Here is a 26,018-nt window from a genome sequence, read left to right as displayed (position 1 = left end):
GCGGGCTGCGCTCCTCGAAAACTGAAGGGTGGGAATGTACCCGGGACGGAAGGGGATCGGTAATGCTGGTTTACGGCACCGACGTGACGTGAATCGCACCTAAGTGTCCCACGTGCCGGGCGCCGGGCGCTACGCGGCGGGACCGAAAAATCCGGCCATGACGCGGGCCACGGGGCCGCTGTCAGCCGTCGGCGGGCGGGGCCGTCCGTTGCCCGTCCGGCTGGCGTCCGTCCGGCTGGCGTCCGTCCGGCACCCGGCCGCGGAGCCGGCTGAGGCCGAGGTCGACGGCGATGCCCAACAGAATGGCGCAGATGATCGCGATGGTGGCGCCGAGGAGGTGGTTGTCTTCGAACCACTGCCCGAAGAACAGCCCGACCGCCACGGAGTACCCGGACCACAGCATCGCGGACAGTATGGTGAGGCCGACAAAGCGGGAGTGCGCGAAACTGGTGGCGCCGGCGGTGAGGTTGACCGCCACCCGGCCGATGGGGACAAACCGGGCCACCATGATCAGGGAGGCGGGACGTTTGCGGAGTTCACCGCCGGCCCACAGGAAGGCCCGTTGCGCCCGGTACGCTCGCATCCAGGCCCAGCGTCCGGTGCCGGTTGCCCGGCCGATCAGGTAGGCGATGTTGTCGCCGGTGAACGCGCCGGCGGCTGCGATCACGGCCAGCAGGAGCGGGTTGGGCACCTCGGCGGAGGCGGCCACCGCGGCCAGTCCGACCACCACGGACTCGCTAGGCACGGGCGGGAAGAACCCGTCGATCACACAACAGGCGAAGACGAGGACGAGGACCCAGGGTTGGCCTGCGGCTGCCAGGATGAAGTCGTTAATTGCCTGCACGGTTTCCTAACGCACGGCGGTGCCCGGTTTCTCCCGGAATACTGTGGTGCCAGTGTACTGCCCGCCCCGGCGCCCGTTGCCCTATCACTTTTGGCGGCTAAACCGGGGTGAGAGCAGCCAAAAGTGATAGGGCAACGGGTGGGGCGGGGCTGGGGTCGCCCGGGGGGTTAGGCGATCCGGTCGATAATGAGCTGCTGCGCGGGGCGGGAGCCCTCGGGGGCGATCACGGCGGCGTGCTCGAGCGCCTCCTTGGCACGGTCGAACTTCTCCGGCGTGTCCGTCAGAAGGGTCATCAGCGGCTCGCCGGCGCGGACCGTGGCGCCGGGCTTGGCGTGCATCCGCACACCGGCGCCGGCCTGGACCTGGTCCTCCTTGCGGGCGCGCCCGGCACCGAGGCGCCACGCTGCGACGCCCACGGCCATCGCGTCGAGTTCCACCAGGACACCGTCCGCCTGCGCGTAGATGGTTTCGGACTCCTTCGCGACCGGCAGGGTGGCCCGCGGGTCGCCGCCCTGGGCCTCGATCATCCGGTTCCAGACGTCCATGGCCCGGCCGTCCTTGAGCGCGGCGCGCGGATCGGCGTCGTGCACTCCGGCGCAGGCGAGCATCTCCTCGGCCAGCCGGACGGTGAGTTCGACGACGTCTTCCGGGCCGCCGCCGGCCAGGACCTCGACGGATTCCTCGACCTCAATGGCGTTACCGGCGGTGAGGCCCAGCGGGGTGTTCATGTTGGTCAGCAGCGCCACGGTGTTGACGCCGGCGTCCTTGCCCAGGGCCACCATGGTCTCGGCGAGTTCCCGGGCCCGGGCCTCGTCCTTCATAAACGCCCCGCTGCCCACCTTGACGTCCAGGACCAGGGATCCGGTGCCTTCGGCGATCTTCTTGCTCATGATCGAGGAGGCGATCAGCGGGATGGCCTCGACCGTGCCGGTGACATCGCGCAGGGCGTAAAGCTTCTTGTCGGCCGGGGCGAGTCCGGCGCCGGCGGCGCAAATGACCGCGCCGACGTCCTGGAGCTGGGCGAGCATTTCCTCGTTGCTGAGCGCCGCGCGCCAGCCCGGGATGGCCTCGAGCTTGTCCAGGGTCCCGCCGGTGTGGCCGAGGCCGCGGCCGGACAGCTGCGGCACGGCGACCCCGAAGACGGCCACGAGGGGCGCCAGCGGCAGGGTGATCTTGTCCCCCACGCCGCCCGTGGAGTGCTTGTCCGAGGTCGCCTTCATGCCGCCGTCGGGCCGGCGCAGGCTGGAGAAGTCCATCCGCTCGCCGGAGGCGATCATGGCCGCGGTCCAGCGGGAAATCTCGGCACGGTCCATGCCGTTGAGCAGGATGGCCATGTTCAGGGCCGCCATCTGCTCGTCGGCGATGGCGCCGCGGGTGTAGGCGTCGATAGTCCAGTCGATCTGGGCCGGGCTGAGCACGCCCTTGTCCCGCTTGACGCGGATGATGTCGACGGCGTCGAACGCTTCAGCGTTGCCGCCGGATGTGTTGCTGGTGGTCTGTGTCACCGGGTTTCCTCCAGGTTTTGGGGGCCAAATGCATCGGGGAGCACCTGGTCCATCGTCTTGATGCCCTGCGTGGTCATGAGCTGCATGTCGGGGGCCCGGAATTCGTAGAGCAGCTGCCGGCAGCGCCCGCACGGCATCAGCACGTTGCCGTCCGCGTCAACACAGTAGAAGGCGCGGAGTAGGCCGCCTCCGGTCATGTGCAGGTTGCCCACCAGTGCGCACTCGGCGCAGAGGGTGAGCCCGTAGCTGGCGTTTTCGACGTTGCAGCCGCTGACGATCCGGCCGTCCGCGGTGAGGGCAGCAGCCCCCACCGCGAACTTCGAATAGGGCGCGTAGGCCTTCTTCATGGCCGCGACGGCGGCGGCCTCGAGGGCAGCCCAGTCCACGGCGGCGGCAGGCATGGTGTCCGTCATGGTCAGCCCTTGACGTACGGGATGCCGCTGGCTGCCGGCGGCCGGGAGCGACCGACCAGGCCGGCGACGGCGAGGACCGTCACCAGGTACGGGAGCATGGCCATGAACTGGCTGGGTACCGGGGTGCCGATGATCGTCACGATGCTCTGCAGGTTGTCGGCGAAGCCGAACAGCAGGGCGGCGAAGAACGCACCGATCGGGTTCCAGCGGCCGAAGATCAGCGCAGCCAGGGCGATGAAGCCGCGGCCGCCGGAGATCTCCTTGGTGAAGCTGTCGATCGCGACCAGGGTGAAGAAGGAACCGCCGATGCCTGCGATGGCGCCGCCCAGGGTGACGTTCCAGAAGCGGGTGGCATTGACCTTGATGCCCATGGTGTCGGCGGCCTGCGGGTGCTCGCCCACGGCGCGGACGCGCAGGCCCCACTTGGTCTTGAACAGGCCCACCCAGACAACGATCACGGCGATGTACATGAGGTAGCCGATCAGGGACTGCTTGAACAGGATGGGCCCGATCAGCGGGATGTCGCCGAGGACCGGGATGGTGATGGGGTCCAGGTGGGCCGGCGAGTTGAACTTGTCCTTGTCCGCCTGCATGACGGTGCTGAACAGGAAGCCGGTGACGCCGGAGACGAGGACGTTGAGCACAACGCCGACGATGATCTGGTTGACGACGTATTTGATGCTGAACAGGGCCAGGACCATGGACACCAGCGCGCCGGCGACGGCCGCCGCGAGCAGGCCCAGGAAGGCGTTGTGCGTCAGGGTGGCGATGATGGCGGCCGTGAACGCGCCGCCGAGGAGCTGGCCCTCGATGGCGATGTTGACGACGCCGACACGCTCGCAGAGCACGCCGGACAGCGAACCGAACACCAGCGGGACCGCCAGGGTCACCGATCCGGCGATCAGGCCGGCGAGGGAGATGTTGGTGGTGCGGGCGCCGCCGACCACCCAGATGAGGAAGGCGGCGACGAACAGCACGATGAAGGCGACCGTGACCCAGCCCGGGACCTTGGTGTCGCGGGTTTTGAGGAACACGGCGTACCCGGCCAGCGCCAGCATCAGCACCGACAGGACGATGCCGCCGAGGAACGCGGGGACTTCGAGGGCCGGGAGCTGGAAGAAGTCGCTGCCGGTGGAGATCCCGAACTTGGCGGTCTGGTGCGGGCCCATCAGGCCAAAGAAGATGAACGCGACGACGGCGAGCACCACCAGGGTGGCCGGGAGCTTCCAGGTCACCGGCTTGGCGGTCACGGCGGTGGTGTGCTGCTTGGGCGACGCCGCTCCGGCTGCGCGCGGTTCGGGTTGCGGCTTCCCCGGCTGGGGCGAAGTTGCTGTTGTGCTCATGCTGCTGCTCCGGTGGTTGCTGCCTTTTTGGACGTGGCGGCCTTGGCGGCCTTCTTCTTGCGCGGGTTCAGGCCGAACACCGCGCGCACCAGCGGCGGGGCGGCGATGAAGAGCACGATCAGGGACTGGACCACCAGGACAATATCGATCGGCGTTCCGGTCTGGATCTGCATCTGGACGGCGCCGGCGCGGAAGGCGCCGAACAGCAGGCCGGCGGCGAAGGTGCCCCACGGCGTCGAACGTCCCAGCAGGGCCACCGTGATGGCGTCAAAGCCGTAGGTGGCCGCAACGCCGTCGGTCAGGACCTTTTCGGTCCCGGCCACCTGGGCGACGCCGGACATGCCGGCGAGGGCGCCCGCGATGGCCATCACGAGGATGGTGGCCCGCGGAACGTTGATGCCGGCGGTCAGGGCGGCCTTGGGGTTGGCCCCAACGGCGCGGAACTCGAAACCGATCGTGGAACGGTTCAGCACCCACCAGACGAAGACGGTCGCGGCGATGGCCAGGAGGAAGCCCAGGTGCAGCCGGTACTGGGTGCCGAGGATCTGCGGGTAGACGGCGCTGGGGTCCAGGATCGGCGAGATCGGGTTGGTCTCCCCCGGCCGCTGGAATGCCGGCGTGTTCAGCAGGTACCGCAGGAAGTACAGCGCGATGTAGTTGAACATGATGGTCAGGATCACTTCATGGGCGCCGGTACGGGCCTTGAGGAAACCGACCAGGCCGGCCCAGAGCGCGCCGCCGACGACGCCGGCGACGAGGACCAGCAGCAGGTGCAGCCCCATGGGCAGGTGCAGGGCGAAACCGACCCAGGAGGCGAGGATGCCGGCCATGATGATCTGGCCCTGCGCACCGATGTTGAAGAGGCCGGCGCGGAACGCCAGGGCGACACCGAGACCGGCGGTGATCAGCGGGGTCGCGATGGTCAGGGTTTCCATCAGCGGGGCGAACTGCCCAGCCACCCCGGAGCCGCGGGGGTTGAACACGGAGCCCTGGAAGAGCGCCACGTAGGACCGGGTGGCGGCGGACCAGACGGCGGTCAGGAAGTCGCTGGGCCGGGCGAAGAGGTAGCCGGCGGTGGCGCTGACGGTCTTGTCGGTGCTGGCGATCAGCAGGCCGCCGAGGATCAGCGCGAGGAGTACGGCCAGCACGGAGACCATGCCGGATCCGGTGAAGATTTTCCGCAGCACGGAGTCGGGGCCGCCGGGGACAATGCCGCTCTGGCCCGAGACCGGGACGGCGGAGGGGCGCATGGCCCCGCCGGCGGTGTCCAGGGAGGTGACGGTGGTGGAATCTGCCGCCTGTGCTTCGGTTTCCGACGTTTCTGTTTCGGCCGCGGGGGTTTCCCGCGGGTCCGGGTCAGCCGCGTGGCGGGGCTTGTTGGTCTCAGTCATGGTGCTCTCCTACGGCGCCGGAGGTGGGCTCCTGCGCGGGCTGGGCGGCGGGCGCCGGGGCAGCGGCTGTTGTTGCCGGGGTCTTGGTGGTGTCGGCGTGGGCCTCGTCGGGCGACAGGCCGGCCATCATGAGGCCCAGGACGTCGCGTCCTGTTCCGGCCGGCACAATGCCAACCAGCCGGCCTTTGTAGAGCACGGCGATCCGGTCGGCGAGCTCGATCACTTCGTCCAGTTCGGTGGAGACGATCATCACGGGGGTGCCGTGGTCGCGCTCTGCCACGATCCGCTTGTGCAGGAACTCGATGGAGCCGACGTCGACGCCGCGGGTGGGCTGGGAGGCGATGAACAGGCGCAGCGGACGGGACAGCTCGCGCGCCATGACCACCTTCTGCTGGTTGCCGCCGGACAGGGTCCCGGCCGCCAGCGCCCCGGACGGGGTGCGGACATCGAATTCGTCGATCCGGGTCTTGGCGTTCTCCAGGACCTTCGCCGGGCTCATGCTGATGCCCTTCGCGAAGGGTTCCTGGTCGTAGCGGTCCAGGATGAGGTTTTCGGCGATCGAAAAGGTCCCGATCAGGCCGTCCACCGAGCGGTCTTCGGGCACGAACCCGACGCCGGCTTTGAGCACGTCCTTGACGCTGCGGCCGACCAGTTCCTCGCCGTCGAGGAGGATGGAACCGTGGACGCGGTCCTGCAGGCCGAGGATGGCCTCGGTGAGCTCGGTCTGCCCGTTGCCCTGCACACCGGCGACGGCGAGGATCTCACCGCGGGCGATGTCGAAGCTGATGCCGTCCACCACGTGCTGGCCGCTGGGGGCGATCACGGTGAGGTCCTTGACCTGGAACGTGGTTTCCTGCGGCTTGGCCGGGGCCTTGTCCAGGGTCAGGTTCACGGCCCGGCCCACCATCATCGAGGCGAGCTCGGTGGTCGAGGCGGTGGGGCTGGCGGAACCAACCACCTTGCCGCGACGGATCACGGTGATGGTGTCCGAGACGGCTTTGACCTCGCGCAGTTTGTGCGAGATGAAGACGATCGACGTGCCGTGGCTCTTGAGCTGGCGCATGATGTCCAGCAGTTCGTCGGTGTCCTGCGGGGTCAGCACGGCCGTGGGCTCGTCCAGGATGAGCACCTTGGCGTCCCGGACCAGGGCCTTGATGATTTCCACCCGCTGCTGGACACCCACCGGCAGGTCTTCGATCAGGGCGTCGGGGTCGACGTCGAACCCGTACCGGTCGGAGATCTCCTGGATCTTTCGGCGTGTGTCATCGAGGTTGAGGAACCCGCCGGCTTTGGTGGTTTCCGCGCCCAAAGCCACGTTTTCCGCGACGGTGAAGACGGGGACCAGCATAAAGTGCTGGTGCACCATACCGATGCCGGCTGCCATGGCGTCCCCGGGGCCGCGGAAGCTGACGGGTTTGTCGTCGATGAGGATCTCGCCCTCGGTGGGCTCGTAGAGCCCGTAGAGGACGTTCATCAGCGTGGACTTGCCAGCGCCGTTCTCGCCGAGCAAGCAGTGGATCTGCCCGGGTTCAACCACCACATCAATGTGGTCGTTGGCTACCAGGGAGCCGAAGCGTTTAGTGATCCCCTTGAGTTCAAGTTTCAAAACTCTGACCAATCTCGATTTGTGTCCGGGGCACGGCCCGGACGGGGGTGATGGGGCTGCAGGACCAGCCTAGTGCCTGCTGCCGTGGGTGAAACCAGGGGTGGTGCCCCCGGCAACGAAAAGCGCCACAGCCCGTCCGGTCTGGGACCGTCCGGGCCGTGGCGCTTGGCGGCGGAAAATTACGCCTTGGGGCTCGCTGCGGATTCGACCTTCAGCTTGCCGTCGGCGATGTCCTTCTTGATCTGGTCGAGCTCGGTCTTGAGCTCGGCCGGAACCTGGGACTCCATGTCGTGGAACGGAGCCAGCTGCACGCCGTCGTTCGCGAGGGTGCCAACGTACGGCGTGTTGGTGAACTTGCCGTCCTTGTCTTCCTTCACAACGGTCTCCACGGCCTCGCCCATCTGCTTCATGACGGAGGAGAGCATGATGTCCTTGTAGTCCGGGGCGGTGAGGAAGCCGTCGGAGTCAACCCAGATGAGCTTGACGTCCTTGCCTGCGGCCTTGGCTTCCTTCAGGGCTGCGCCCGCACCCTTGCCGACCGGACCTGCGACGGGCATAACGATGTCCGCGCCCTGGTCCAGGAAGTTCTGGGTGAACTGCTTGCCCTTGTCCTGCTTCTCGAAGTCACCGGTGAAGGAGCCGTCCTGCTTGGCCTTGTCCCAGCCAAGAACCTTGACGTTCTTGCCCTTCTTTTCGTTGTAGTACTTCACGCCGTCGGCGTAGCCGTCCATGAAGATAGTGACGGTCGGGATCTTGATGCCGCCGAAGGTGGCAACGGTGCCGGTCTTGGTGGTGCCGGCTGCGAGGTACCCGGCGAGGAAGGCTGCCTGGGCCGTGTCGTAGATGATCGGCTTGACGTTGGTGATCGGCTTGTCGTAGCCGAAGTCAATGATCGCGAAGTGCTTGTCCGGGTTCGCCGTGGCCTGGGCCTTGGTGGCGTCGCCGAGGAGGAAGCCGACCGTGATGGTCAGGTTGCAGCCGGCGGTGACCATGGCGCGCAGGTTCGGCTCGAAGTCGTTGTTGGTCTTGGACTCGACCTGGTTGACCTTGATGCCGAGGTCCTTCTCGGTCTTCTTCAGTCCCTCGTAGGAGGACTGGTTGAACGACTGGTCGTCGAATCCACCGGAGTCGGAAACGATGCAGCCCGTGTAGTCGCTGGCGCCCGCGCTGGCGGTGCTGCTGGCGGTGGGGGCGGCCCCGCAACCGGTGAGCATCAAGGCGGCCGCACCTGCGGTGGCGACACCGGCCATTGACCCGCGCTTGAATGTTGCGCGCAGTGAGTTCTTCAAAGTTCCTCCAGGAAGAAAGTGATAGGCGCTACGACGGTAGTCCAATGAGTGTCTGCTTCCGGTTTTCCCCCGAAACACTGTTGTCACTGACGGATTCGCAGCACTGCGCCGAGGCGCACTGATGCAAGATACTTTAGTGGCATGAAACACGTCGGGTAACACAGTTCACAGTCATTTCCCAGATTGTTGAGAACTTGTTACCAAGCGGTATGCCGTTCCGCGCGGGCACACGCCTGAGGCCCCGGAATCCAGGATTCCGGGGCCCCGTTGTTTGGGGTCGGGATTAGACGCGGACCAGCATCTTTCCGGTGTTGGCCCCGTCCAGCAGGTCCATAAAGGCCTGCGGCGCGTTCTCGAGCCCGTCAACGACGGTCTCGTCGTAGCTGACGGCGCCGCTGGCCAGCCAGCCCGACATGGCTTCAACGAACTCGGCCATGTGCTGCCAGTATCCGCCCACGAGGAAGCCCTTGAGCGTCAGCTGCTTGCCGATCGCCAGCATGAGGTTGCGCGGCGCCGGGGTCGGCTCGGTGGAGTTGTACTGGGCGATGGCCCCGCACATGGCCACCCGGCCGCCGACGGTCAGGGAGGACAGTGCGGCTTCGAGGTGCTCTCCGCCGACGTTGTCGAAGTAAACGTCGATCCCGCGCTCCCCCGCGGCTTTGGCGAGCTGCTCGGCGACCGGGCCGTCGTGGTAGTTGAAGGCGGCGTCGAAGCCGAGCTCCAGCAGGCGGGCCACCTTGTCGGCCGAGCCCGCGCTGCCGATAACCCGGGACGCGCCCATGGCCTTGGCAATCTGGCCCACGAGGGAGCCGACGGCGCCGGCAGCGCCGGAAACGAAGACGACGTCGCCGGCTTTGAACTCGGCAACCTTGAGCAGGCCGGCGTAGGCGGTCAGCCCGGTCATTCCCAGCGCACCGAGGAACGCCGATGCCGGGGCGAGGTCGGTGCGTGCCGGCGTGGTGGCCGTGGCATCGAGGACGGCGTACTCGCGCCAGCCGAGGCCGTGGACGACAGTGTCGCCGACGGCACGGCCTTCGGCCTTGGAGGCGATGACCTCGCCGACGGCGCCGCCGTCGAGCGCGGCGTCGAGGGCGAACGGCGCGGAGTAGGACTTGACGTCGTTCATGCGGCCGCGCATGTAGGGGTCGACGGAGATGAAGAGGTTGCGGACCAGGATCTGGCCGTCCTGGAGTTCCGGCAGCGCGGACTCGGCGAGGCGGAAGTTCTCCGGAACGGGACGGCCGTGCGGCCGGGAGGCGAGCTGGATTTCGCGGGTGACGGCGGGGAGAGTGGTGTTTTCGGTGCTCATGCTGCGACCTCCATGATGGTGATGTCTACGGTGATGTTTCCGCGGGTGGCGTTCGAGTAAGGGCAAATCTGGTGGGCTTTGGCCACCAGGGACTCGGCGGTCTGCCGGTCGACGCCGGGAAGGGCGATCTCAAGTTCGGCGGCCAGACCGTAGCCTGCCCCTTCGTCCAGGGCGCCGAAGTGGATCTTGGCGGCAACCGCGGAGTCGGTCAGGTCGGCGCGTTCCTTGCGGCCCACGAGGCGAAGTGCCGAGTGGAAGCAGGCGGCGTACCCGGCGGCGAACAGCTGCTCCGGGTTGGTCCCTTCGCCGTTGCCTCCCAGTTCCACCGGGCTGGCCAGGGTGACGTTGAGCTTGCCGTCGTTGGTCTGGGCGTTGCCGTCGCGTCCTTCGCCGGAGGCCAGGGCCTCGGCCGTGTAGAGGGTCTTCATGGGGTTCCAATCTGTTGGGGGCAGGGAAGTTTCTGGGTCCGGACCGCCGGCGGGGAGCCGGGTCCGGGGCCGGTCAGTGGCCGGAGTGCAGGGCGGCGGTGAGCCTGCCGAGGGTTTCGCGGAGCTGGTCGAGCTCGGCGGCGGAGAGTCCGGCGGCGTCCGCGAGCCTCTGCGGGATGCCGGTGGCCCGGGCACTGAGAGCGGCGCCGGACTCGGTGAGGAAAACCTCCACGCGGCGCTCGTCGGCTGCGGACCGCCGTCGTTCCACGAGCTCCAGGGCCTCAAGCCGCTTGAGCAGCGGGGACAGTGTCCCGGAGTCCAGTCCGAGCTCCTCGCCGAGACCGCGGACGCTGCGGGGCTGGTCCTCCCAGAGCACCATCATCACGAGGTACTGCGGGTAGGTCAGTCCGAGCTCTTCCAGCATGGGGCGGTAGGCGGCAGTGGCTGCGCGCGACGCCGAATACATCGCAAAGCACACCTGCCGGTCCAGCCGGGGTGCGTCCAGGCCGGGGGCGCTGGATCCGGCGGACTCCGGGGTCTCTGTTTCGTTCACATAAAAAGAGTATCGCGCAATTCAGTTGCACACAACTCAATTGAGCACAATGCCACTGGCCTCAGTGCCGTAACGCCGGGTTTCCCCCACGTTCGCGGTGCCCCAAGGGCCCGCCGGTTACAGGTCGCGGAGGGTGCGGAGTGCGGCGGCGGTGAGGACCCGGATGCCGAGCCCCAGGGAGCGTTCGTCCAGGATGTAGTCGCCGCGGTGCAGGTCGTACTCCTCGCCGCCGGGCGTCTTGGTGCCGAGCCGCATCATCGCGCCGGGCAGGTCCGCCAGGAACCAGGCGAAGTCCTCGCCGCCCATCGACTGGGGGGTGAGCACCACGGAGCTTTCGCCGAGTTCGGCGCGGGCCGCGGCCTCGATCAGGGCGGTCTCGTGCTCGGAGTTCACTACTGGAGGTACGCCGCGGGTGTGCTCAAGGTGGACGTCGACGCCGTAGGGTGCCGCGATCTGCTGCACCACCTCGTCGAGGATCTCCCCGGCACTGTGCCAGGCATCCCGGTCCAGGCACCGCATGGTGCCGGCCATGTAGCCGCTCGCGGGGATGGCGTTCGGGGCCGAGCCGGCCGATATGTGCCCCCAGACCACGGAGACTCCGCTGCGCACGTCGACGCGGCGGGACAGCACGGCGGGGACGTTCACGGCGATCTGTGCCAGGGCGAAGACGAGTTCTTCGGTCAGGTGCGGGCGCGAGGTGTGGCCGCCGCGGCCGGTCAGCTCAATCTTGATGGTGTCCGATGCCGAGGTGATGGCGCCGATCCGGGTGCCGATCTTGCCGACCTCGATCCGGGGGTCGCAGTGCAGCGCGAGGATCCGGGGCACGCCGTCGAGGACACCCTGTTCGATGCACGCGTGTGCGCCGCCGGGCATGGTCTCCTCCGCCGGCTGGAAGATGATCCGGACCGTACCGCCCAGCGGGGCGGATTCGTGCAGGTTCTGCAGGACCAAAGCGATGCCCAGCATGGTGGTGGTGTGCACGTCGTGGCCGCAGGCGTGCGTGACGCCGTGGTTCTTGGACGCGAACGGCAGGCCGGTCTCTTCGATGATGGGCAGGGCGTCGATGTCACCGCGGAGGGCGGTGGCGATGGGCCCCTCCCCGATATCGACGGTCAGCCCGGTGCCCTCGAGGCGGCGCGGCTTCAGCCCGGCGGCCTCCAGCCGCTGGGCCAGCTTCTCCGTGGTGCGGAACTCCTTGAAGGACAGCTCCGGGTGCGCATGGAGGTCACGGCGGAACTCGATCAGCTCCGGGAGCAGCGGCTCCAGCCACGGCCCCACCAAGGTGGTGGGCTCAGCTTCAGTAGTGTAATTACGCACACATTCACTGTAGCGAGAGTCGCATAAATAGCGGCATCGCGGTCCGCGGGTTACGGCAGAACACGCGCCGCAGCGGGGTCGGGCTAGAGGACGTCCGTGTCGCCGCTGGCCTTGAGCGCGTCGACGGCGGCCTTGACCCGCTGGGAGTGGGCCTTGGTGGTCACCAGCAGCGCGTCCGGGGTGTCCACGATGACAACGTCTTCAATGCCGATCAGGGCGATCACACGCTTGGTGTCGGTGACCACCACGCCGCTGGCGTTTTCGGTGAAGACGCGGGCGCCCTCCCCGATCACGGTCACGTCGTCGACCTCTTTGGCGCTGTTCAGGCGGCCCACGGACGCGAAGTCCCCGACGTCGTCCCAGCGGAAGGTTCCGGGTACGACGGCGACGTCCCCGGCAGCCGCGGCCGGCTCGGCGACTGCGTAGTCGATGGCGATCTTGGGCAGCGTCGGCCAGACCCGGGCCGTGACCTCGTCGCGCAGCGGGGTGTCCCAGGCCTTGGCGATTTCCTGCAGGCCGGCGAAGAGTTCGGGCTGGTTGGCTTCCAGGTGCTTGAGCATCAGGGAGACCGGCGCCACGAACATCCCGGCGTTCCAGGCGTACTCGCCGCTGTCCAGGTACTGCTGGGCGACGTCCTCACTGGGCTTCTCGACGAACTCGACCACCGTGTGGGCACTCGGCGCACCGGGCACGCTCAGCTTGTCGCCGGCGCGGATGTAGCCGAACCCGGTGGAGGGGTGGGTCGGCTTGATGCCGATGGTGACGATCTTGCCGGCGGCCGCGGTGTGGATGGCCTCGCGCACGGCGTCCTGGAACAGCTCGTCGGGGCTGATGACCTGGTCCGCCGCGAAGGACCCCATGATGGTGTGGGGGTCGCGTTCGTACAGGATGGCAGCGGCCAGCCCGATCGCGGCGCCGGAATCCTTGGGCTCGCTCTCCAGGACGAGGTCAGCCTCGCGCACCTCGGGCAGCTGGCTGCACACGGCGTCGCGGTGGGCGGTGCCGGTGACCACCAGGACCCGGCTGCCGGCCAGGGGTTCCAGCCGGTCGTACGTGGCGCGCAACAAAGTACTGCCAGAACCGGTGAGGTCATGCAGGAACTTGGGGGCGGCTGCCCGGGACAGCGGCCAGAGCCGGGTCCCCACGCCGCCTGCCGGAATCACCGCGATAAAACGGTCCAGCGGAGAGTCTGCCGCCGCGGCCTCGGGTGAATCGTGGCTGGTCACTTTGTCTGTAGTCATCACGGCTACTTTAGCCGAACCGGCCCGTCATCCCCTGTGTGGCCACGCGTACGCGCCACGTCGGGCGCCCGGGAACACGGCCGCTGCCGACGCCGGATGTGGCGTTCGTCTCAAAACCGGCCAAAAACCCCGCAGGGCGCCGTCACCATCGATCCGCTGAATTGAATAAGCTAAGAGCGAAGCCTAGATTTAGGCTTGAGCTTACGAGTGCTCTCGCAGCAGGCGTTCCCCCCGCGTGGATCCCATGCCAGCGCCGCTGTGTTGCAGGGAGGTTTATTCAGTGCCGACAAAACCAGCTGGCACCTTGTACCGCGGCCGTGAAGGCATGTGGTCTTGGGTTGGACACCGCGTTACCGGTGTAGTGATCTTTTTCTTCTTGTTGGTCCACGTGCTGGACACCTCTCTGGTGCGTGTGTCCCCCGAGGCCTACACCGCCGTGATTGGTGCTTACAAGAACCCCCTTATGGCCCTGGGTGAAACGGGCCTCGTCGCAGCGATCGTGTTCCACGCCTTCAACGGCCTGCGGATCATCGCCGTCGACTTCTGGAAGAAGGGCGCCAAGTACCAGCGCCAGATGCTGTGGACGGTCCTGGGTCTCTGGGTCGTTGTCATGATCGGCTTCTCCATCCGCCACCTGTCCCTCGCCCTCGGAGGTCACTGAGCCATGACTGCAACTGAGATTAAGAGCCCGCGCAGCCCGCAGATGGGCAGCGGCCGGATCGCGCCGCAGTACCGCCGCAACGGTTCCTCGAAGGGCAACTTCGAAATGATCGCGTGGCTCTTCATGCGGCTTTCCGGCGTGGTCCTGGTGGTGCTGATCTTCGGCCACCTGTTCGTCAACCTGATGGTCGGCGAAGGCATCCACGCCATTGACTTCGGTTTCGTCGCCGGCAAGTGGGCGGACCCGTTCTGGCAAATCTGGGACCTCGCCATGCTGTGGCTGGCTATGCTCCACGGCACCAACGGCGTGCGCACCATCATCAACGACTACGCCGAGAAGGACGCGACCCGCCTCTGGCTGAAGATCGTGCTCTACGCGGCTGCCGCCGCCATTGTCATCCTGGGCACGCTGGTGATCTTCACCTTCAACCCGTGCCCGGTGGTCAACGGCGTGCAGCTCCCCGGCGGGTTCTGCCCGGCCTAGTAGCGGCCCGGAGTTCCGGGCGCTGATCCCCGTCTGCCCGAGCGGGCGCGGACCAGAGACTTCACTGCGCAGGTTTCGCCGGCAGTGTAAAACAGCGAATTTTGAGAGAAAGAGCATCTGGTATGCAGGTCCATAAGTACGACGTCGTCATTGTTGGTGCCGGTGGCGCTGGCATGCGCGCCGCGATCGAATCCGGTCAGCGCGCCCGAACAGCAGTACTGACCAAGCTTTACCCCACGCGCTCCCACACCGGCGCGGCGCAGGGCGGCATGTGTGCAGCCCTCGCCAACGTCGAAGAGGACAACTGGGAATGGCACACCTTCGACACCATCAAGGGTGGCGACTACCTGGTGGACCAGGACGCTGCCGAGGTTATGGCGAAGGAAGCGATCGACGCCGTCCTGGACCTTGAGAAGATGGGCCTGCCGTTCAACCGCACGCCTGAGGGCCGGATCGACCAGCGCCGCTTCGGCGGCCACACCCGCGACCACGGCAAGGCCCCGGTCCGCCGTGCCTGCTACGCCGCAGACCGCACCGGCCACATGATCCTGCAGACCCTGTACCAAAACTGCGTCAAGCACAACGTTGAGTTCTACAACGAGTACTACGTGCTGGACCTGCTGACCGTCGAGGAGGACGCGGTCCGCGAGGACGGCACCCCGTACAAGCAGAAGCGCGTTGCCGGCGTCGTCTCCTACGACCTCGCTTCCGGCGAACTGCACGTCTTCCAGGCCAAGTCCGTGGTGTTCGCCTCCGGCGGCGCCGGCAAGGTGTTCAAGACCACCTCCAACGCCCACACCCTCACCGGTGACGGCATGGGCATCGCCTTCCGCCGCGGCATCCCGCTGGAGGACATGGAATTCTTCCAGTTCCACCCGACCGGCCTTGCCGGCCTGGGCATCCTGCTCTCCGAAGCAGCCCGCGGCGAAGGTGCCATCCTGCGCAACTCCGAGGGTGAGCGCTTTATGGAGCGCTACGCCCCCACCATCAAGGACCTCGCCCCGCGCGACATCGTGGCCCGCTCCATGGCCAACGAAGTCCGCGAGGGACGCGGCTGCGGCCCGAACAAGGACTACGTCCTCCTGGACCTGACCCACCTGGAGCCGGCGCACATCGACGCCAAGCTGCCGGACATCACCGAGTTCGCCCGCACCTACCTGGGTGTGGAGCCGTACACGGAGCCCGTTCCGGTGTTCCCGACGGCGCACTACGCCATGGGCGGCATCCCCACCAACATCAGCGCCGAAGTCCTCCAGGACAACGACACGATCGTCCCCGGCCTCTACGCCGCCGGCGAGGTGGCCTGCGTCTCGGTCCACGGCTCCAACCGCCTCGGCACCAACTCGCTGCTGGACATCAACGTCTTCGGCAAGCGTGCCGGCGTCGCCGCCGCGGAGTACGCCAAGACCGCTGACTTCGTGGAACTCCCCGCGGATCCCGAGGCGTACACGCTGAACCTGCTCGAGCACGTCCGCACCGCGGACGGCACCGAAAAGGTGGCCCAGATCCGCAAGGAACTGCAGGACACCATGGACGCCAACATGCAGGTGTTCCGCACCGCCGACACGCTGAACCAGGTCCTCGCGGACATCGCCTCCTTCGAGGAGCGGTACCAGCGCATCAGCGTCCAGGACAAGGGCAAGCGCTTCAACCTGGACCTGCTCGAGGCCGTGGAACTGGGCTTCCTGCTGGAACTGGCCAAGGTGATGACCGTGGCTGCCCTGCACCGCGAGGAATCCCGTGGCGGGCACTTCCGTGAGGACTTCCCGGACCGTGACGACGAAAAATTCATGAAGCACTCCATGGCGTACAAGGATGACCACGCCCCGGCGGACGGTTCCGCCGAGTCGGTTGCCGGCATCCGGCTTGCCACCAAACCGGTGGTCTTTACGCGCTACGAGCCGATGGTGAGGAAGTACTAAGATGACCGCTGAACTCGCTGAGCCAGCCTCCAAGATCGAACTGCCCGCCGGCGTCGGCGGCGGCGGGGAAATCCCCTCCTTCGACGTCACGCTGCGCGTGCGCCGCTACAACCCCGAGGTCTCCGAGGAATCCACCTGGGACGACTTCCAGGTCACCATGTACGGCACGGACCGTGTCCTGGACGCCCTGCACAAGATCAAGTGGGAAATGGACGGCAGCGTCTCCTTCCGCCGGTCCTGCGCCCACGGCGTCTGCGGCTCCGATGCCATGCGCATCAACGGCCGCAACCGCCTCGCCTGCAAAACCCTGCTGAAGGACCTGGACACCACCAAGCCCATCACGGTCGAACCGATCAAGGGCCTGCCGGTCGAGAAGGACCTGATCGTGGACATGGAGCCGTTCTTCCAGTCCTTCCGCGAAGTCATGCCGTTCCTGATCAACCGCGGCCACGAGCCCACCAAGGAACGCCTGCAGTCCGCCGAGGACCGCGAGCGGTTCGACGACACCACCAAGTGCATCCTCTGCGCCGCGTGCACATCCTCCTGCCCGGTGTTCTGGACCGATGGCCAGTACTTCGGCCCGGCCGCGATCGTGAACGCGCACCGCTTCATCTTCGATTCCCGGGATGACGCCGGCGACATGCGCCTGGAGATCCTCAACGACAAGGAAGGCGTGTGGCGGTGCCGCACCACCTTCAACTGCACCGAGGCCTGCCCCCGCGGCATCCAGGTCACGCAGGCCATTGCCGAGGTCAAGCAGGCCATCCTGGCCCGCAAAATCTAGCAGCACCCGCACCACCAGTTCCAAACGACGACGGCGCCTCCCACCTTCCGGTGGGGGCGCCGTCGTCGTTTCCCGCCCAGCCGAAAGGGGACGCCTGTGTCCCGGTCCGAAAAAGTCACCTTCGAAGGCTCCACCGGCGAGCTGCTCTCCGGCGTCGTCGACCTCCCCGAAGGCCCGGCGAAGGGCTGGGGCGTGTTCTCCCACGGCTTCACCCTCGGCAAGGACAGCCCGGCCGCCTCCCGGATGTGCAAGGCCCTGGCGGACAACGGGGTGGGCATGCTCCGGTTCGACAACCTGGGCTTGGGTGAATCCGCGGGCCTCTGGTCCGAGGGCTCCTTCAGCCACAAGGTGGCGGACACCGTGCGGGCCGCTGAGTTCATGAACGGCGCGGGGCGGCCCGTGTCGCTGCTGGTGGGCCATTCCTTCGGCGGCGCGGCCGTGCTGGCGGCCGCCGGCAGTATTCCCGGCCTCGACGCCGTGGCCACGGTGGGCGCGCCGTTCTCCCCCAAGCACGTGGCCCACGTCTTCGACGCGGCCCTGGACCGCATCCTCAGCGAGGGCAGCGCGGAAGTGGACCTGGGCGGCAAACGCGTGGAAATCCGCCGCCACTTTGTCGAGGACCTGGAGAACGCGGACCTGACGGACTGCATCCGGCGGCTGCACAAGCCCCTGATGGTGCTGCACTCCCCCACCGACAACACGGTGGGCATCGAGAACGCCAGCAGCATCTTCCAGACAGCACGGCATCCGCGCAATTTCGTCTCGCTGGAGGGCTCGGACCACCTGCTCACGGGCAAGGGCCAGGCAGCCCGCGCGGCCAGGATTATTTCGGCATGGGCCGATCAGTACCTCGACGCCTGAAAGTCTCGGCCGGGCGCCGGTGCTCGTGCTCTGACGGGGTCTTGCCCGGCTGGACCTGACGGGCTCCCCAGCCCGCCGTTCTGGCCGGCGTTGAGGTCTTGAGGTCCTCTTCCCGCACCGCGGACCAGGCGGCGGAGACCAGGTAGACCTGGCTGACCAGGTTGAACCAGATGAGCAGGCCGATGATGATGGCGAACGGGGCCAGCAGCGGGTTCCGGCCGGCGCTGGCGAGGAGCTCGGCGCTGAAGATCTGCAGCACGCTGGTGCCCACGGCGGCCAGGATGGTGCCTTCCAGGAGGGCCCGGCGCTGCAGTTTCAGGCCGCCGGCGAGGCGGAACATGATCAGGGCAGTGACCCAGCCGAGCACCAGGGGCACGCCGATTTTGATAGACGTGGTGAGCGGGCCGGCCACAACCGGGTCCAGCTTGAGCTGCTCGGCCACCCAGCCGGCCGCCGTACCGAACACCAGGGAGGCGCCGGCGCTGATGACCAGGGCGACGCCGAGCAACAGCAGGGTGCCGACGTCGTGCAGTTTCAGCAGGAGCGGGTTGATTTTCAGCGGCCCGATCCGCAGCACACCGCGCAGTCCGTCGCGGAGGCCGGCGATCCAGCCCAGCGAGGTCACCACGGTGACGATGGCGGCGATCACGGCCGTCCACCCGAGGCCGCTGGGGTTCAGCAGCTCCTGCGGGTCCACCAGGCCCTCGCGTCCGTCGACCTTGAGCAGGCCCGGGGCGCTGGTGGCCACGCTGCCCACCACCTTGTCCAGCAGGGCCGGCTGGCCGCGCAGCAGCAGCCCGGCGATCGAGAAGCCGGTCGCCAGCAAACCGGTGATGGAGAAGAACATGTTGAAGCCGATTCCGGCGCTCATCAGCGGTCCGTGCTGCAGGTTGTAGTGCTGGAACGCGCGCATCGGACGGAACGCGTTGAGCCGGGCAAGCAGCCACTGGACCATGGCCAGCAGCCCGGCCAGGCCGCCGCCGGACCGCCGGGCCTTGCCCCAGTCGACCCGCTTCCGGATCACCTCAAGCTTCAGCCGGGCGAGTTCGGTGGGGAGGGGCGGGTCAGCGGCCGCTTGCTTCGTCGGCCGGGCCTCGGTGGTCGTCAAGTTCGGTGCCAAAGTCAAGTTCTTCCCGTAGCTGCCAGATGCCGTTGTCATCGTGCTCGTAAAGTCCCATGCTAGCCACCGGGAAGCTGGCCCTATAGTCCTTCAGCACCGTTTCGGCCTCATCGAGGCTTTCGGGCGCGACATCGTGGGCCACGGTGACGTGCGGGTGATAGGCGAAGGGCAGGTCACGCTCCAGCGGGCCGGCCTGGAGCTGCCGGTGCAGGTTCACGCACTCGCCGAAGCCCGCCTCGACGTTCAGGAACACCACCGGGGAGACCGGCCGGAACGAGCCCGTGCCGGCGATCGTCACCGTGAAGGGTTCCTGCTGCCGGGCCACCTCCCGGACGTGGCTGCGCGTAGCTTCCCAGTCCTGCGTCATGGTGGTGGTCACCAGCGTGATGTGCGCCGGCACCGTGGCGGCCATGGGGTCCCCAAAGGAGGCGCGCCAGCGCTGCAGTTCCTCGGCGATCTCCGGCGGGAAGCCCAGGATCACGCCGATGCTGATGCCCTCCTCCGGGGTCTCCCCGTTGCCGGCCGCCGGACCCCGGTGGGGTGCGGCGGCCGATCCCTTGCGCCCGCCGTGGTGGGCGGTGCGCGCGGTGTCGCTGGAGGTGACTTTGCTGGCGGAGGACATTGCGCTAGTGGACTCCCGCCAAGCTGAGGGTTGGCAGGAACCCCATCCGCTCGTACACCCGGGCCAGCGTCACGGAGGCGATTTCGCGGGCGCGTTCGGCGCCCTGGGCCAGCAGCCTGTCCAGCTCAGCGGGGTCGGCCATCAGCTCGTTGGTCCGGTTCCGCAGCGGCGTAATGAAGTCGACCATGACGTCGGCCAGGTCCGTTTTCAGGTGGCCGTACATCTTGCCCTGGTACTCGGTTTCGAGTTCGGCCACCGTTTTGCCGGTCAGCGTCGAGTAGATGGTCAGCAGGTTCGAGACGCCCGGCTTCTCCTCGGCGTCGAAACGGATCTCCGTCCCGGCGTCGGTCACGGCGGACTTGATGCGCTTGGCGGCAATCTTGGGGTCCTCCAGCAGCTGGATGGAGCCGTTGGGTGATTCGCCGGTCTTGGACATCTTCGCCGCCGGGTTCTGCAGATCATAGATCTTCGCGCTGGCCTTGAGGATGGTCGCCTCGGGCACGGTGAAGGTCTCGCCGAAGCGGGTGTTGAATCGCTGGGCCAGGTTGCGGGTCAGCTCCAGGTGCTGGCGCTGGTCCTCGCCCACCGGAACCAGGTCCGTCTGGTACAGCAGGATATCGGCGGCCATCAGCGTCGGGTAGGCGAAGAGTCCCAGGGTCGCGGCTTCGGCACCGAACTTCTGGGTCTTGTCCTTGAACTGGGTCATGCGGGAGGCTTCACCGAACCCGGTGATGCAGTTCAGGGCCCACGCGAGCTGCGCGTGTTCCGGAACGTGGGACTGCACGAAGAAGATGGACTTGTCGGGGTCAATCCCGGCCGCGATGTACTGCGCGGCGACGATGCGGGTCCGCTTGGCAAGCTCCGCGGGCTCGAAGTCGACGGTGATGGCGTGCAGGTCCGGGATGAAGAACACTGCGTCGTATTCGGACTGCATGTCCACCCAGTTGCGCACGGCCCCGATGTAGTTGCCCAGGTGGAGGGAATCGGCGGTGGGCTTGGCGCCGGAGAGGATGCGCTTCTTGGGCGCAGTGGCGGTTGTGCTGGTCATGGTGTTAGAAGCCTTTGAACTCAGAGCCGGTAGTCCACTACCAGCGGGGCATGGTCGGAGAAGCGGGTGTCCCAGGACGGCGCCCGGTCAACAACAGCTGACACCGCCGCGGCGGCGAGGGCGGGCGTGGCCATCTGGTAGTCGATGCGCCAGCCAGTGTCGTTGTCGAAGGCCTGTCCTCTCTGCGACCACCAAGTGTAGGGGCCGTCGACGGTACCCGCCAGGCCCCTGTGAACATCCTTCCAGCCGATTTCCTCGCCGAAGAAGCGGTCAAAGTACGCACGCTCCTCGGGCAGGAAGCCGGCACGTTTGACGTTGCCCTTCCAGTTCTTGATGTCCAGCTCGGTGTGGCCGACGTTGAGGTCACCCACCACCAGGGCGTGGTCGCTGTGCTTAGCCAGCTCCGGCAGCCGGTTGACCATAACGTCGAGGAACCGGAATTTGTCGTCCTGCTTCGGGGTGCCTGCCTCGCCGGAGTGCACGTAGGCGCTCACCACGCTCAGCTGGGAGGCCTCGCCTGCGGCATTGCGGACGATGTAGTCGGCCTCGACCCAGCGGCCCGTGGTGGCGAAGTAGTCATCGCCGATGCCGCTCCGGGTGGCGATAGGTTCGGTGCGGGAGGCGATGGCGACGCCGGCCCGTCCCTTGGCCTCGGCTTCGGCGTGCAGGATGTACCAGCCTTCACCGAGCAACTCGTGGACCACCGCGTCTGGGGCACGGACCTCCTGCAGGCAGAGGATGTCGACGTCCCTGGGCGCCAGCCACTCCGCCATGCCCTTCTTGTAGGCGGCGCGGAGGCCGTTGACGTTTACCGATGCGATGCGAAGGTGGTCCTTCTTCAATGCCGAGCTCACCCGCTCCACTCTAGTCGATGACAGTTCCGCTGACCGGCTCGTCGGGGGCACCGGAGGGCTTGATCATGTCCCGCGCGTTTGTGGCAGTAATCTCGATGGTTTCCAGGGCGCGGCGGATGGTGTCCTGGTCCGCGGCCTCACCCTTGGCGCGTTCCTGCTCCACCACCCGGACCTGCACCTGCACGATCTTGAAGGAGTGGTCCAGCTTCATGTCGCGGATGTCGTCCGCACCGCGGGCCTCGTTCACCAGGCGGGTGCCTCCATGGTCGGCGCTGCCGGATGAGGGGGCCCGGCCGACGGCCGAGTTGAACGCATTCTGCGCCTCGTTGAACTTGGCGCCGGCCTTCTTGGCGGCCCGCTGGATGCTGAACACCACGAACGCTGCCAGCGCCAGCCAGAAGGCTGCGATCACGGCAACAACCCAGCCGACGACGTCGTTCTGGTTGGCCGCGAAAATGACGGCCACCAGGAAGGCGATGATAAAGACGGACATTCCCAGGCCGCTGAGGCGGAACATCGAGAATTTCCCGGTGGCCGCGTTGAAGGCGGACGGCTTGGCAGAAGGATTGTCCAGGGATCGCATGAGCTTATTATCGCAAACCGGAGAGGCCCGGGGCGGCGCTTCCACCCCGGGCGAACGCCGCGTGCTGCTGGCGGGTTACTTCAGGAACAGCTTGCGGAGCCGGCCCGTGGTGAGGGTAACGCCGAGCAGGATCATGACCAGGTAGTAGCCAATGTGGATGGCGGTGGCCGGGGTGAACACCCCAACACTGATCTGGCGCAGCAGTTCCACGCCGTGCCAGAGCGGCATCGCCTGGATCAGCCACTGGATCCACTGCGGGTAGACGGCCAGCGGGTAGAACGTGGCACTGAAGAGGAACATCGGCAGCATCACGAAGTTGATCCAGTCCATCTGCTGGAACGTCTTCATATAGCTGGTGATGCCCATGCCGAAGCTGGCGAAGCCAAACGCGATCAGCACCGAGGCCGGGACCATCAGGATGGCCCAGGGTGTGGTGATCAGCCCCATCACGCCCATCACGGCGGTGAAGCCGGTAGCGTACATAAACCCGCGGAGCAGGGCCAGGAAGATTTCACCCATGGCGACGTCGATCGGCCCCAGGGACGTGTACAGCATGCCCTGGTAGAGCTTGGCGAAATTCATCTTGAAGAAGACGTTCCAGGTGGAGTCGTACACCGCGCCGTTCATCGCCGAGACCGCCAGCAATGCCGGGGCGATGTAGGCGGCGTAGGAGATCTGCTGCCCGCCCGGGCCCTGCACGGCCCCGACGATCGCGCCGAGGCCCACACCCATCGAGATCAGGTACAGCACGGGTTCGAAGAAGCCGGAGACCATGACCATCCAGTTGCTGCTCTTGGTGGCCATCAGCCCGCGCGCGACGACAGCGCGGACGTTGCGGGAGTAGAGCGGCCCGAAGTTACGCTCGCGTGCAGCGTCGGTGACGCTCCGTCCGGCGGCTTGGCTTCCCGAACCGGGGTGGCCGGCAAGCACGCTCATGATGCCATCCTTTTCGCGAACTGGCGCCGGGTCAGGACCCAGCCGATGACAGTGAGGCCGAGCAGGAACACCAGGTGGACCACGGTCAGCAGGGGTGCTTCCTCATAGCCGTAGGTGAACACCCGCCCCAGCTCGGTACCGTGCCAGATCGGCGAGATCCAGCCGATCCAGCGGACCGCCAGGGGCAGGGTGTCCAGCGGGAAAAAGGTTCCGGAGAACAGGAACAGCGGCATAACGATGAAGCGCATCACCATCGCGAACTGGCCCTTGTCGTTTTTGATCGTGGCGGCGTAGGCCATCAGGGGCAGGCCGAACGAGAGCCCGGCGAGGGTGGCCACCAGGATGGAGACCCAGCCCCAGGCGCCCGGGGAGGCGCCGAAGAGGGCCACCACGCCGAAGTAGATGGCGGACTGCAGCACAAAGCGGACCGTGACGGCGATGATCTGGCCTGCCGCGATCTGTTCCGGGGTCAGCGGTGAAGCGTGCGGGCCGTAGTAGACCCGGCGCCATTTGAAGCCGTCCATCACCGGGAAGGTGAATTCATTGGCCGCCGTCATCACCGCCGCGGAAATCAGCAGCGCCGGCGCGATGAACGCCAGATAGCTGACGCCGCCGAACGCCGCGGTGGAGTTCGTGTCCACCAGGGTTGCCAGGCCCACGCCCATGGCGAAAAGATAGGCAACGGGCTGGCCGACGCCGTACATCACGATGGTCCAGCCGTAGCCCTTCATCACGCGGAGAACCTGCTCGGCGTAGTAGAAGGCGCCCCAGCGGCGGGCGCGGGCGGCCGAGACGGCCGGCGCGTGGGCACGCAAAGCTGGCGCCGGCGTCGTTTGTACTGACTCAGTCAACGAGGCTCCTACCGGTCAGGCGCAGGAAGACGTCTTCCAGCGAGGAGCGGCGCACCAGGGACGTGACCGGGTGCAGGCCCCGGGAGGAGACCTGCTCGAGCGCGGCCTCGCCGTCGTGGGCATAAATGAGGACGCGGTCCGGCAGGGTTTCAATCCGTTCGCCGATGCCTTCGAGTTCGGTGCCCACGGTGGCGTTCCGTTCGGAGCCGAAGCGCAACTCCAGGACCTCGCGGGTGGAGTATTCGCGGATCAGGCTCGCCGGGGAACCTTCGGCCATGATCTTTCCCTTGTCCACCACAATCAGGCGGTCACAGAGCTGTTCCGCCTCGTCCATGTAATGGGTGGTGAGGATCAGGGTGACGCCTTGTTCCTTGAGCCGGAACAGCCGGTCCCAGAGGATGTGCCGGGCCTGCGGATCGAGTCCGGTCGTGGGTTCGTCCAGGAGCAGGATGCGCGGTTCGTTGATCAGGGACCGGGCGATCGTGAGCCGGCGCTTCATGCCGCCGGACAGGGCGTCCACCTTCGACTTGGCCTTGTCCGTCAGCTGGGCGAATTCCAGCAGTTCGTCGGCTTTGGGCTTGAGGTAGCTCATGGGCAGGCCGAAGTAGCGGCCGTAGACCAGGAGGTTGTCGCGGACCTTCAGTTCCTCATCGAGGTTGTCCTGCTGCGGCACCACACCAAGGTGGGCGCGGACCTCGGGGCCGTGCTGCTCCGGGTCCAGGCCCATGATGCTCAGGCTGCCGGAGGTCCGCTGCGAGACCCCGCCGATCATCTTCATGGTGGTGGACTTGCCGGCGCCGTTGGGACCAAGGAGGCCGAACGCCTCGCCGGCGGGCACGCGGAAGGTGATCCCGTCGACGGCGGTCACGTCGCCATACGTTTTGGTGAGGTTTTCGGCGGTGATGACGTACTGGGGTTCGCCGGTTTCGGCGGCACTGGTCAACGGGGACTCTTTCGACACAAGTTCAGACACCCGGAACACGGTAGTCCATCCCGGCAAACTATGAAAGAGTCTTTTCGTAAAAAAATCCAGACATTTTATTTTCCTGGGCCGCGGGCCCACACCCGCTGCCGTTTCGAAGGGTTGATACGGCAGCAGCTGCGGGCCCGCGGGTCCGGTCAGGAGGCGGCGGAGAGTCCGTCCTGCAGCTGGCGTTCGGCGGTTTCCACCACGTTGGCCAGCAGCATGGCGCGGGTCATCGGCCCCACGCCACCGGGGTTCGGCGACAGCCAGGCGGCGACGTCGGCCGCGGCCGGGTCCACGTCGCCGGTGACCACGGCTCTGCCGGAGCCGTCGTCGACGCGGCTGACGCCGACGTCGAGCACGATGGCGCCCGGCTTGAGGTCGCCGGCTTTGATCATGTGCGGCTGGCCGGCCGCGGCGATCACGACGTCGGCCTGCCGGAGTTCGGCGGGCAGGTCTACGGTGCCGGTGTGCGCGAGGATGACGGTGGCGTTGACGTCCTTGCGGGTCAGCAGCAGCCCGACGGGACGGCCGATGGTGACGCCGCGCCCCACCACCAGGACGCGCTTGCCGTTGAGGTCGATGCCGTGCCGGGTCAGCAGTTCGACGCAGCCCTTGGGAGTGCAGGGCAGCGGGGACTTCATGGGTCCGCTGACGTTCGCCACCAGCCGGCCCAGGTTCATCGGGTGCAGTCCGTCGGCGTCTTTCTCCGGCTCCATGGCTTCGAGGATGACGTCCTGGTCAATGTGCTTGGGCAGCGGCAGCTGGACGATGTAGCCGGTGCATTCGGGGTTCTCGTTGAGCTCCCGGACCACGGCCAGCAGTTCGTCCTGGGTGGTCTCTTCGGGCAGGTCGCGCCGGATGGAGGTGATGCCGACCTCGGCGCAGTCCTTGTGCTTGCCGCCGACGTACCAGGTGCTTCCGGGGTCGGACCCGACCAGGATGGTGCCCAGGCCGGGGACGACGCCCCGGGCCTTGAGGGCGGCGACCCGTTGGGTCAGCTCGGCTTTGATGGCTGCGGCGGTGGCCTTGCCGTCGAGGACGCCGGCGGTCTGCGGCTGTGCGGGGGCGGAGTTCGTGGCGGTCATCG

General features: G+C 67.0%; 26 protein-coding genes. 5 read left to right on the top strand and 21 right to left on the bottom strand.

Annotation, left to right across the window (positions count from 1 at the left end; translation table 11 throughout):
- Nucleotides 1-181: 181 nt before the first annotated feature.
- From AC1DHY_RS11745 to AC1DHY_RS11690, 12 genes are all read right to left on the bottom strand, one after another.
- A complete protein-coding gene (locus AC1DHY_RS11745) occupies nucleotides 182-844 on the bottom strand; it encodes a DedA family protein (protein ID WP_476877983.1) in 663 nt (220 codons plus the stop codon).
- 167 nt (nucleotides 845-1,011) lie between these two features.
- Nucleotides 1,012-2,349, bottom strand: a complete 1,338-nt coding sequence (locus AC1DHY_RS11740) for a thymidine phosphorylase (protein WP_476903656.1) — start codon at nucleotides 2,347-2,349, stop codon at nucleotides 1,012-1,014.
- Nucleotides 2,346-2,750, bottom strand: coding sequence for a cytidine deaminase (locus AC1DHY_RS11735; protein ID WP_476903701.1), 405 nt, complete (start codon nucleotides 2,748-2,750; stop codon nucleotides 2,346-2,348). Before AC1DHY_RS11735 ends, AC1DHY_RS11740 begins: the two co-directional genes overlap by 4 nt.
- Nucleotides 2,751-2,764: 14 nt before the next feature.
- Nucleotides 2,765-4,105, bottom strand: a complete 1,341-nt coding sequence (locus AC1DHY_RS11730) for an ABC transporter permease (protein ID WP_476877981.1) — start codon at nucleotides 4,103-4,105, stop codon at nucleotides 2,765-2,767.
- The gene (locus tag AC1DHY_RS11725) at nucleotides 4,102-5,496 is read right to left on the bottom strand and encodes an ABC transporter permease (protein WP_476903655.1); all 1,395 of its coding nucleotides are present in this window, start codon (nucleotides 5,494-5,496) and stop codon (nucleotides 4,102-4,104) included. The genes AC1DHY_RS11730 and AC1DHY_RS11725 overlap by 4 nt, the downstream gene beginning before the upstream one ends.
- Complete coding sequence (locus AC1DHY_RS11720) at nucleotides 5,489-7,102, bottom strand: ABC transporter ATP-binding protein (protein WP_476877979.1); 1,614 nt, start codon at nucleotides 7,100-7,102, stop codon at nucleotides 5,489-5,491. The genes AC1DHY_RS11725 and AC1DHY_RS11720 overlap by 8 nt, the downstream gene beginning before the upstream one ends.
- Before the next feature lie 179 nt (nucleotides 7,103-7,281).
- Nucleotides 7,282-8,391, bottom strand: a complete 1,110-nt coding sequence (locus AC1DHY_RS11715) for a BMP family lipoprotein (RefSeq protein WP_476877978.1) — start codon at nucleotides 8,389-8,391, stop codon at nucleotides 7,282-7,284.
- Nucleotides 8,392-8,674: 283 nt separating this feature from the next.
- Nucleotides 8,675-9,700, bottom strand: a complete 1,026-nt coding sequence (locus AC1DHY_RS11710; protein ID WP_476877977.1) for an NADP-dependent oxidoreductase — start codon at nucleotides 9,698-9,700, stop codon at nucleotides 8,675-8,677.
- The gene (locus AC1DHY_RS11705) at nucleotides 9,697-10,128 is read right to left on the bottom strand and encodes an organic hydroperoxide resistance protein (RefSeq protein WP_476877976.1); all 432 of its coding nucleotides are present in this window, start codon (nucleotides 10,126-10,128) and stop codon (nucleotides 9,697-9,699) included. The genes AC1DHY_RS11710 and AC1DHY_RS11705 overlap by 4 nt, the downstream gene beginning before the upstream one ends.
- A gap of 73 nt (nucleotides 10,129-10,201) precedes the next feature.
- Complete coding sequence (locus AC1DHY_RS11700; protein WP_476878002.1) at nucleotides 10,202-10,594, bottom strand: MarR family winged helix-turn-helix transcriptional regulator; 393 nt, start codon at nucleotides 10,592-10,594, stop codon at nucleotides 10,202-10,204.
- A 204-nt stretch (nucleotides 10,595-10,798) separates the two neighbouring features.
- Nucleotides 10,799-11,998 (bottom strand): amidohydrolase, encoded by a 1,200-nt coding sequence (locus AC1DHY_RS11695; protein ID WP_476903654.1) that lies wholly within the window; start codon nucleotides 11,996-11,998, stop codon nucleotides 10,799-10,801.
- 83 nt (nucleotides 11,999-12,081) lie between these two features.
- Nucleotides 12,082-13,239 carry a mannose-1-phosphate guanylyltransferase gene (locus tag AC1DHY_RS11690; protein ID WP_476880135.1) on the bottom strand — a complete coding sequence of 386 codons (1,158 nt, stop codon included), beginning with the start codon at nucleotides 13,237-13,239 and terminating at the stop codon, nucleotides 12,082-12,084.
- A gap of 280 nt (nucleotides 13,240-13,519) precedes the next feature.
- Here AC1DHY_RS11690 and sdhC point away from each other — a divergent pair, with 280 nt between their 5' ends.
- From sdhC to AC1DHY_RS11665, 5 genes are all read left to right on the top strand, one after another.
- Nucleotides 13,520-13,900 carry a succinate dehydrogenase, cytochrome b556 subunit gene (sdhC, locus tag AC1DHY_RS11685; protein WP_476880138.1) on the top strand — a complete coding sequence of 127 codons (381 nt, stop codon included), beginning with the start codon at nucleotides 13,520-13,522 and terminating at the stop codon, nucleotides 13,898-13,900.
- Between the two features lie 3 nt (nucleotides 13,901-13,903).
- Nucleotides 13,904-14,383, top strand: a complete 480-nt coding sequence (locus tag AC1DHY_RS11680; protein ID WP_476880139.1) for a succinate dehydrogenase hydrophobic membrane anchor subunit — start codon at nucleotides 13,904-13,906, stop codon at nucleotides 14,381-14,383.
- 122 nt (nucleotides 14,384-14,505) lie between these two features.
- Nucleotides 14,506-16,305, top strand: coding sequence for a succinate dehydrogenase flavoprotein subunit (gene sdhA / locus AC1DHY_RS11675; protein ID WP_476880136.1), 1,800 nt, complete (start codon nucleotides 14,506-14,508; stop codon nucleotides 16,303-16,305).
- A gap of 1 nt (nucleotide 16,306) precedes the next feature.
- Nucleotides 16,307-17,089 (top strand): succinate dehydrogenase iron-sulfur subunit, encoded by a 783-nt coding sequence (locus AC1DHY_RS11670; RefSeq protein ID WP_476880137.1) that lies wholly within the window; start codon nucleotides 16,307-16,309, stop codon nucleotides 17,087-17,089.
- A gap of 96 nt (nucleotides 17,090-17,185) precedes the next feature.
- Nucleotides 17,186-17,950, top strand: a complete 765-nt coding sequence (locus tag AC1DHY_RS11665) for an alpha/beta hydrolase family protein (RefSeq protein ID WP_476903653.1) — start codon at nucleotides 17,186-17,188, stop codon at nucleotides 17,948-17,950.
- Here AC1DHY_RS11665 and AC1DHY_RS11660 read toward each other — a convergent pair.
- From AC1DHY_RS11660 to AC1DHY_RS11620, 9 genes are all read right to left on the bottom strand, one after another.
- Complete coding sequence (locus AC1DHY_RS11660; protein ID WP_476903652.1) at nucleotides 17,913-19,070, bottom strand: YihY/virulence factor BrkB family protein; 1,158 nt, start codon at nucleotides 19,068-19,070, stop codon at nucleotides 17,913-17,915. The genes AC1DHY_RS11665 and AC1DHY_RS11660 overlap by 38 nt on opposite strands.
- On the bottom strand, nucleotides 19,015-19,692 hold the full coding sequence (locus tag AC1DHY_RS11655; RefSeq protein ID WP_476903651.1) for a 2'-5' RNA ligase family protein: 678 nt from the start codon (nucleotides 19,690-19,692) through the stop codon (nucleotides 19,015-19,017). The genes AC1DHY_RS11660 and AC1DHY_RS11655 overlap by 56 nt, the downstream gene beginning before the upstream one ends.
- A gap of 4 nt (nucleotides 19,693-19,696) precedes the next feature.
- A complete protein-coding gene (gene trpS, locus AC1DHY_RS11650; RefSeq protein WP_476880495.1) occupies nucleotides 19,697-20,740 on the bottom strand; it encodes a tryptophan--tRNA ligase in 1,044 nt (347 codons plus the stop codon).
- Between the two features lie 20 nt (nucleotides 20,741-20,760).
- On the bottom strand, nucleotides 20,761-21,594 hold the full coding sequence (locus AC1DHY_RS11645; protein ID WP_476880496.1) for an exodeoxyribonuclease III: 834 nt from the start codon (nucleotides 21,592-21,594) through the stop codon (nucleotides 20,761-20,763).
- Nucleotides 21,595-21,604: 10 nt separating this feature from the next.
- Nucleotides 21,605-22,177, bottom strand: coding sequence for a hypothetical protein (locus AC1DHY_RS11640; RefSeq protein WP_476903650.1), 573 nt, complete (start codon nucleotides 22,175-22,177; stop codon nucleotides 21,605-21,607).
- A 75-nt stretch (nucleotides 22,178-22,252) separates the two neighbouring features.
- Nucleotides 22,253-23,113: an ABC transporter permease gene (locus AC1DHY_RS11635; protein WP_476903649.1), complete on the bottom strand. Its 861-nt coding sequence runs from the start codon at nucleotides 23,111-23,113 to the stop codon at nucleotides 22,253-22,255.
- Nucleotides 23,110-23,964: an ABC transporter permease gene (locus AC1DHY_RS11630; RefSeq protein WP_476880710.1), complete on the bottom strand. Its 855-nt coding sequence runs from the start codon at nucleotides 23,962-23,964 to the stop codon at nucleotides 23,110-23,112. Before AC1DHY_RS11630 ends, AC1DHY_RS11635 begins: the two co-directional genes overlap by 4 nt.
- Nucleotides 23,957-24,907: an ABC transporter ATP-binding protein gene (locus AC1DHY_RS11625; RefSeq protein WP_476903700.1), complete on the bottom strand. Its 951-nt coding sequence runs from the start codon at nucleotides 24,905-24,907 to the stop codon at nucleotides 23,957-23,959. Before AC1DHY_RS11625 ends, AC1DHY_RS11630 begins: the two co-directional genes overlap by 8 nt.
- 176 nt (nucleotides 24,908-25,083) lie before the next feature.
- Nucleotides 25,084-26,016: a bifunctional methylenetetrahydrofolate dehydrogenase/methenyltetrahydrofolate cyclohydrolase gene (locus AC1DHY_RS11620; protein ID WP_476879189.1), complete on the bottom strand. Its 933-nt coding sequence runs from the start codon at nucleotides 26,014-26,016 to the stop codon at nucleotides 25,084-25,086.
- Between the last annotated feature and the right edge of the window lie 2 nt (nucleotides 26,017-26,018).

This window comes from Arthrobacter sp. 05L44, from assembly GCF_056397605.1.
This window is presented reverse-complemented; position numbering and strand designations above follow the sequence as displayed.

Bases quoted from the DNA above. Each gene is read 5' to 3' on its own strand.
- AC1DHY_RS11700 (WP_476878002.1), bottom strand. From the start codon at position 10,594: ATGTATTCGGCGTCGCGCGCAGCCACTGCCGCCTACCGCCCCATGCTG.
- AC1DHY_RS11710 (WP_476877977.1), bottom strand. From the start codon at position 9,700: ATGAGCACCGAAAACACCACTCTCCCCGCCGTCACCCGCGAAATCCAG.
- AC1DHY_RS11730 (WP_476877981.1), bottom strand. From the start codon at position 4,105: ATGAGCACAACAGCAACTTCGCCCCAGCCGGGGAAGCCGCAACCCGAA.
- AC1DHY_RS11725 (WP_476903655.1), bottom strand. From the start codon at position 5,496: ATGACTGAGACCAACAAGCCCCGCCACGCGGCTGACCCGGACCCGCGG.
- AC1DHY_RS11670 (WP_476880137.1), top strand. From the start codon at position 16,307: ATGACCGCTGAACTCGCTGAGCCAGCCTCCAAGATCGAACTGCCCGCC.
- AC1DHY_RS11690 (WP_476880135.1), bottom strand. From the start codon at position 13,239: ATGACTACAGACAAAGTGACCAGCCACGATTCACCCGAGGCCGCGGCG.
- sdhA (WP_476880136.1), top strand. From the start codon at position 14,506: ATGCAGGTCCATAAGTACGACGTCGTCATTGTTGGTGCCGGTGGCGCT.
- trpS (WP_476880495.1), bottom strand. From the start codon at position 20,740: ATGACCAGCACAACCGCCACTGCGCCCAAGAAGCGCATCCTCTCCGGC.
- AC1DHY_RS11735 (WP_476903701.1), bottom strand. From the start codon at position 2,750: ATGCCTGCCGCCGCCGTGGACTGGGCTGCCCTCGAGGCCGCCGCCGTC.
- AC1DHY_RS11655 (WP_476903651.1), bottom strand. From the start codon at position 19,692: ATGTCCTCCGCCAGCAAAGTCACCTCCAGCGACACCGCGCGCACCGCC.
- AC1DHY_RS11680 (WP_476880139.1), top strand. From the start codon at position 13,904: ATGACTGCAACTGAGATTAAGAGCCCGCGCAGCCCGCAGATGGGCAGC.
- AC1DHY_RS11620 (WP_476879189.1), bottom strand. From the start codon at position 26,016: ATGACCGCCACGAACTCCGCCCCCGCACAGCCGCAGACCGCCGGCGTC.
- AC1DHY_RS11635 (WP_476903649.1), bottom strand. From the start codon at position 23,113: ATGAGCGTGCTTGCCGGCCACCCCGGTTCGGGAAGCCAAGCCGCCGGA.
- AC1DHY_RS11705 (WP_476877976.1), bottom strand. From the start codon at position 10,128: ATGAAGACCCTCTACACGGCCGAGGCCCTGGCCTCCGGCGAAGGACGC.
- AC1DHY_RS11640 (WP_476903650.1), bottom strand. From the start codon at position 22,177: ATGCGATCCCTGGACAATCCTTCTGCCAAGCCGTCCGCCTTCAACGCG.